A 6,836-nucleotide genomic window follows, 5' to 3' on the forward strand; every position below is an offset into this window, starting at 1 on the left:
AGAAGTGCAAGCCTATAGCGTTAGACGAAGGAACAACTGCACCAGTGATGATGTTGTTGCCGAACATCAAGGAACCTGCAACAGGTTCGCGGATGCCGTCAATGTCTACGGGAGGGGCTGCGATGAAGGCAGTGATGTAGCAGATTGTGGCTGTCAGTAGTGTAGGAATCATCAGGACGCCGAACCAGCCTACATAGAGGCGGTTGTCGGTCGAAGTGACCCAGTTACAAAACTGGTCCCACAGGTTGGCGCTTTCGCGCTGCTGTAATGTGGCTGTCATGTATTTATGATTGCGTTATTTGGTTTTCAATGTTCGTGACGGCTTTGTGTTCCGCCATGTAAATAAATATAAAGCATATTCTCAGGTTTGTAAAGGCCTGTAACGACAGTTAAACTGATGAGAATGATAAGTAAAGCTGATAAACCCTGCTGCCAGGGGGAAAAGCCGTGAAGCCTAGCTATCCTTCTTTGTGAATCGCCGGCGTGAATTGATGCTTTTAAAATCAACTCATGTCTTCCACCCGTCGCCACACTCCCGCACGCGAAGCCAGTGAGAAGCCCGCCCTACAAGAGTTTATTGATTGTGGAACTTCCAGGCGGGCCCGTTGCGGACTTTGGTTTGCGGCCCAAAAATGCCAGATTGACGCAGTAGGGCAATCCCTCGCAGTTGCCGCGATCTATATATAGTGTTTTGTGGGGGCACTCTCCCCCGTGGTAGCCGCGCTCGATCGGGATACTGCGCTGTGTCCGATCTTTGAACATTGCGAAAAAAATATAGGTGCGGGGCTGGAAATCCGAGTCTGAAGGCGACTGAGCGGGTTTTAAACAGCTTGTTGCTCCAGTAATCTATCATAGAAATGCTCTAGTATTTGGGCGCATAAGACCGAAGCAATAGGCGCAGGATTCGATCGACAATTGAGCTAGCTAGTGCGATCGCCACGAAGCGCGCACTAAGTATTAGTTGGTAGTTATAGCAACCGCGCCCGACGGTTAGGATGTTGCCAATTGCTGCAATCGTAGTTTTTACAGCACTTCATGCAGAAATTCTCCCTTAAAAATCTGCGATCCAAAACTATCAAAGCAAATCCTGTTGAAAGTTTAGGGAAAAGACGATAAGATTAAGTTGAAAAACATAAAAATAAATAACTATCAATACTTAAGAAACTAACCTAAAGAGAGTCAAACCTATGTCAGAAAATCATGTAGTATTAAAACCAGAAGATTATGATGCCCTCAAAAGCGAGCTAGAAACCCTCAAAACGCGCGTTGCCGAACTAGAATCTGCCGCTAAACCAGAAGCCGCTAGAGTCGCTAAACAAAAGGCCCTGTTTGCTGTAGTGACCAAAATTCGGGAGTCCCTAGACTTAGATATTATTTTTAAATCAACGGCTACGGAAGTGCGCCAACTGCTGAATGCCGATCGAGTGGGAATGTTTCGATTTTACGAGGATTCAGGATTTGACGACGGCGAATTTGTGTCTGAAGACGTGCTGCCTGAGTTTAACTCAGCAAAAGCTGTCAAGGTGCACGACCACTGCTTTGGAGGACAACACGCAGTACACTATGAAAAAGGAAGAATTCAGGCAGTTGCTGATATTTACAATGCTGGATTGAGCGATTGCCACATTGCTATTCTTGCCCAATTTCAAGTTAAAGCAAACCTAATTGTACCTTTAATTAAAGGAAATCAACTTTGGGGATTGCTCTGCATTCACCAATGTCGCGCCCCGCGCCAGTGGCAGGAAGATGAAATTGAGTTTGTCAGTCAAATTGCAGTGCATTTGGGAGTAGCCATACAGCAAGCAAAACTTTTAGAAAAAGCGCAGAAGCGGTCAACAGCACTTCAGACAACTCTGGAGGCTCAATTGCGAAAACGCACTGAAGAGCTGGTTAAAGAAGCAGACCGAGAAAGAGCAATAAGTCGGATGATTGACAAGATCCGCCTCACCTTAGATATGGAAACAATTTTCCAGACAGCAGCGACAGAAGTCCGCAAACTTTTAAATGTCGATCGCGTTGCGATTTATCAATTCCGTGAAGACTATTTCGGCGACTTTATCTTTGAATCTGAATCCGGCGAATGGTCGAAATTGGTAGGCAGCGGTTGGGAAGACCCATACATAAACGAACACCGAGGAGGCAGATTCCGCTACGGGGAAACCTTTATCGCAGACGATATCTACAATGCCGGACAGAGCGATTGTCACATAGAAGCTTTAGAATATTTTGGTGTCAAATCCTGTGCGGTAGTTTCGATTTTTAAAGGTGAGAAACTCTGGGGATTGCTCAGTGCATTTCAACACACAGGTGCGCGGCATTGGGAAGAAACGGAAGTCAAGTTGCTGAATCAAATTGGCACTCATTTGGGAGTGGCTTTGCAACAGTCTGAGTACCTAGAACAAATACATTTTCAAGCTAAACAGCAGGCAAAAGCAGCAGAACAGGAGCGCACGTTAACCAGAGTAATTGAACGGATTCGCCAGACGCTAAATATTGACAAAATATTTAGCGCTACTACTCAAGAAGTGCGGCAAATCCTCAACTGCGACCGTGTAGGAGTTTACCGTTTTTTTCCAGACTGGAGCGGGGAATTTGTGTCGGAGTCGGTAGCAGAAGGTTGGATACCTTTAGTAACTGACAAAATTAAAACAGTCTGGCAAGATGATTATTTGCAAAAAACTAAGGGCGGCAGGTACCGCCATCAAGAAGTTTTTGTAGTTAATGACATCTATAAAATTGGTCACTCTCCCTGTCACTTAGAAATCCTCGAACAAATTCAAGCGAAAGCATATTGTGTAGCACCTGTTTTTGTGGGCGAAAATCTCTGGGGTTTGCTAGCAGCTTACCACAACTCTGGCCCCCGCGAGTGGGAAGCGGGAGAAGTGAGGTTGCTGGCTCAGGTTGGCAGTCAATTGGGAGTAGCTATGAACCAAGCAGAATTGCTCGATCGCACTAAACAGCAGTCCTGGGAATTGCGGACGACTTTGGCCGACTTAAATGCGATCGTTGACAATTTGGCTGACGGGTTATTAGTTACTGACATTGAAGGCAAAATTACCAGGTTTAACCCGGCTCTGCTGGCGATGTTTGAATTGAAAGATGTTGACCTGAAAGGAAAAAAAGTCTCCGAAATGTTTCCTAAAAAATTAGCAAAATTGGTCGAGGCGACTGAGCATCGAGAGGGAGAAATTGTGATGCTGGAAGTGGAACTGGGCAATGCCAAGATCGGTCAAGCTTTAGCGACAACTATTCTGAAAGAAGCGGTGAAAGACGAAGCAGATCGATCTCTCGGTTCGGTAATTTTGATTAGAGATGTGACGGTGGAACGAGAAGTCGATCGCATGAAAACGGATTTTCTGGCTACAGTTTCTCACGAACTGCGGACGCCTTTAACTTCGGTTTTGGGTTTTGCTTCGCTGATTCAAGAAAAACTAGAAAGAGTGATTGTTCCCGGAGTCGTATCGGAAGACCGCAAAATTAAAAAAGCCTTGAATAAAGTGGGAGATAACATCAACATTATTGTCTCAGAAGCTGAACGGCTGACATCTTTAATTAATGATGTCTTGGATATTGCTAAGATGGAAGCTGGGCGCGTTGAATGGCAGTTGCAGCCGACAAATCCAGCGCAAATCTTACAGCAGGCGATCGCTGCTACGTCATCTTTATTAGAAAAGAATAATTTGAAGTTGATCGAAGATTTTAGCGCCGGACTGCCACAGGTATTGGTAGATCCCGCTCGCCTGATTCAAGTCGCGATCAATTTAATTTCAAATGCAGTTAAGTTCACAGAATCAGGTTCTGTCACCTGTCGCGCCAGAGTAGAGAATGACGAGCTAGTTATTAGCATTATCGATACTGGCATAGGCATTGCACCAGAAGACCACAGCAAAGTTTTTGAAAGATTTAAACAAGTGGGAGATATCCTGACAGAAAAGCCGAAAGGCACTGGCTTGGGGCTGCCAATTTCTAAACAAATTATTGACAACCACGGCGGCAGAATTTGGCTGGAAAGCGAGTTGGGCCGGGGCAGCAATTTTTCCTTTAGTATACCGCTAGTAAAAGACATGGAGCCGGTGGAAGAATGCAAAAATATTAATGATTTAATCTGGCAACTCAAACAGCAAGTTGTCAGCAGAACTCCGCTCGGCGTTAAAAACGGCAAGCAGATTTTAGTGGCTGACGATGAGCCTAACATCCGCAAAATGCTGAGGCAGTCACTGGAAGAAGAAGGGTATAAAGTCGCGGAAGCCATTGACGGCATAGATGCTATTTCTAAGGCTAAAGCAGTTAAACCGGATCTGATTATTTTAGATATAATGATGCCTCAAATCGACGGTTTTGATGCCGCGGCTGTTCTCAAAAACGACCCTGATACTAAGGGTATTCCGATTATCATTGTCTCCCTAATTCAAGACCGAGAAAGGGGCTACCGTTTGGGCGTCGATCGCTATTTTACCAAACCTATAAATGTAGCGGTACTCTTAAAAGAGATCGGCTTGCTGTTGCGGGAAGGGATGTCGCGCAAGACGGTGTTGGTGGTTGTTAGCAATGCTTCAATTCTCAAAAAATTGTCGGATGCTTTGGTTTTTCAGGGGTATAATACAATTGAGGCATCTGATGCTGAATCATGCCTGGATCGAGCTAGAGCGATCGAGCCTGATTTGATTATTATTGAGGAAGCATTATCTCAAAAGCAAGAATTGGTCAAAAAAATTCGGCTTGCTAAAGGCTTGAAAAATGTCTCGATAATGATTTTGGGAGATATCGCAGAGGATAACGGGAACTACAAACAAATTAATCAGGAATTGCTGTGAAAAAAGTTTTAATTGTCGATGACGAGCCGAATATTCTGATTTTGATGGAGCAGGCTCTGGAAGAGTTGGAAGATGAGGATGATGTAGAGTTGCTGACGGCGAGAAATGGACTGGAGGCATTAAACATAATTAAGGAAGAAAAGCCGGATTTGGTTTTTCTGGATGTGATGATGCCGAAAATGAGCGGGTTAGAACTCTGCAATACGGTGAAAAATGAACTGGGCATGGAGGATGTTTACATTATTATGCTGACTGCTAAGGGACAAGAGTATGATAAGCAAAGCGGTATGGCTGTGGGGGCAAATCTTTATATGACTAAACCTTTTCGCCCGAAAGAAGTGCTGGTAAAAGCTAGAGAAATTCTAGGTTTGACGGCACAGATGCAGCCATAGGCATACAATTAATTAACAAGTAATTAACAAGAACAGTCTTGAGTTTTTAGTTGCGGTTGTCCCGCCCAAAAACGGATACTTGCTTGCCGACACCCGTAGCGACTAAAGTTAAAATTTTTAGACTTTTGTTGAACCTTCGAGATTCAATGCTGCAAGTAAATCTCCAATCTCCAATCTTCAATCTCCAACCGACTGACTGGTTAACAATTAATTACTGCGATTCGGATCGCGCATGAATAACAGCAAAGTAAATGGTTCGCATCAATCTCAAAAAATTGATTTCTAAAAAAGATTTGCGGGCGGTTATTGAGAGCGCAGTCGATGTTTTGGACGCTCCGACCGCTATTCTGAATCTTGAAGGAACTATCTTATTTGGCGGAGACTGTCAAACCTCCTTAAATACTTATCCTATTATCCTAGCCGATGAAGTTATCGGTTACGTAACAGGAACTGAAAAAGCAGCATTTATTGCCGATATGCTGAGTTATGCTGCCAGGACAGACTTCGATACAAGAACTTTGGCTGTTGATGCTTTAGAAAAGTACGAAGAAGTTAATTTTTTGTATGATTTTTCTAGCAAAATAGCTACTTGTTTGGGAGTTTCTCAAGTTAGTCAATTGGTGGTAACGGAAGCTAAAAAATTGATTGAGGCTACCAATATTTCGGTGATGCTGATCAATAAAAAAATAGGGAAACTGGAGATTATTTCGGCGCGCGGTAAAGAGTATAACCGCAAAACAACAATCGGCCCCAATATAGGAATAGCAGGTCATATTCTTGTTTCTGGCAAAGCTGAAATAGTTAATGATGTATTGTCCGATCCGAGATATGTTCCGGGAGAAAATCAGATGCGTTCTTTAATTTGTGCGCCTCTCACAACGCAGAACGGTACCATCGGCGTAATCAATATCAGTCATCACGAACTTGTCAACTATACGGCACAGGATTTAAAATTATTTACGGCTTTGGCATCGCAAGCAGCGGCGGCGATCGAGAATGCGCTTTTACATGAAAGTAAATTGAAGGAAGAACGAATTAAAAATAATTTGGAAAGATACCTTTCTCCCCAGGTGGTGCGGGCCGTTATTGATGCGAAAGGAGATATTTCTCTGAATCCGACTAAGCGCAATTTAACGGTGCTTTTTTCGGATATTAGAGATTTTACTACTAAGTGTGAAGAGCTGCCTGCGGAAAAAATAGTGATGTATTTAAATGAATATTTTACGGAGATGGTAGAGGTAATTTTTAGTCATGAAGGTACTGTGAATAAGTTTGTGGGAGATATGATTGTGGCAATGTTTGGGGCGCCTTCGGAGGTGGCCGATCGCGAAAGGAAGGCGATCGAAACTGCGATCGATATGCAGCGCCGGATTAGCAGAATGTCGGTTGCTTGGATTGCGGATAATTTTCTGACGGGTATTGGCATTAGTTCGGGGGAGGTTGTTGTTGGGAATATTGGTTCGCCGCAGCACATGGACTATACTGCAATTGGGGATGAGGTGAATATTGCATCTAGGTTGCAGTCAATGGCTGAGGGTGGACAAATTTTGGTCAGCGATAGCGTTTACAGCGCTACTAAAGATATGTTTGAATTTAGGAAAATTGGCTCTGTGATAGTTAAAGGTAAAAA

Annotated in this window: 3 protein-coding genes and 1 pseudogene; 3 read left to right on the forward strand and 1 reads right to left on the reverse strand. The window is 43.8% G+C overall.

Going from position 1 to position 6,836, the window contains the following annotated elements:
• Window positions 1-280: pseudogene (locus WBA89_RS27545) on the reverse strand (photosystem II q(b) protein); the annotation flags it as partial.
• Window positions 281-1,187: 907 nt separating this feature from the next.
• Here WBA89_RS27545 and WBA89_RS27550 point away from each other — a divergent pair.
• From WBA89_RS27550 to WBA89_RS27560, 3 genes are all read left to right on the forward strand, one after another.
• Window positions 1,188-4,814, forward strand: a complete 3,627-nt coding sequence (locus tag WBA89_RS27550; RefSeq protein ID WP_424410821.1) for a GAF domain-containing protein — start codon at window positions 1,188-1,190, stop codon at window positions 4,812-4,814.
• Window positions 4,811-5,206 carry a response regulator transcription factor gene (locus WBA89_RS27555; RefSeq protein ID WP_424410822.1) on the forward strand — a complete coding sequence of 132 codons (396 nt, stop codon included), beginning with the start codon at window positions 4,811-4,813 and terminating at the stop codon, window positions 5,204-5,206. The genes WBA89_RS27550 and WBA89_RS27555 overlap by 4 nt, the downstream gene beginning before the upstream one ends.
• A gap of 251 nt (window positions 5,207-5,457) precedes the next feature.
• Window positions 5,458-6,836: adenylate/guanylate cyclase domain-containing protein (locus WBA89_RS27560; protein WP_424410823.1), on the forward strand; the 1,379-nt coding region annotated here is incomplete at its 3' end.

It is taken from the genome of Microcoleus sp., assembly GCF_049646505.1.
Classification (GTDB): Bacteria; Cyanobacteriota; Cyanobacteriia; order Cyanobacteriales; family Microcoleaceae; genus Microcoleus.

Coding starts and splice junctions, on each gene's coding strand:
- WBA89_RS27550 (WP_424410821.1), top strand. CDS start 1,188: ATGTCAGAAAATCATGTAGTATTAAAACCAGAAGATTATGATGCCCTC.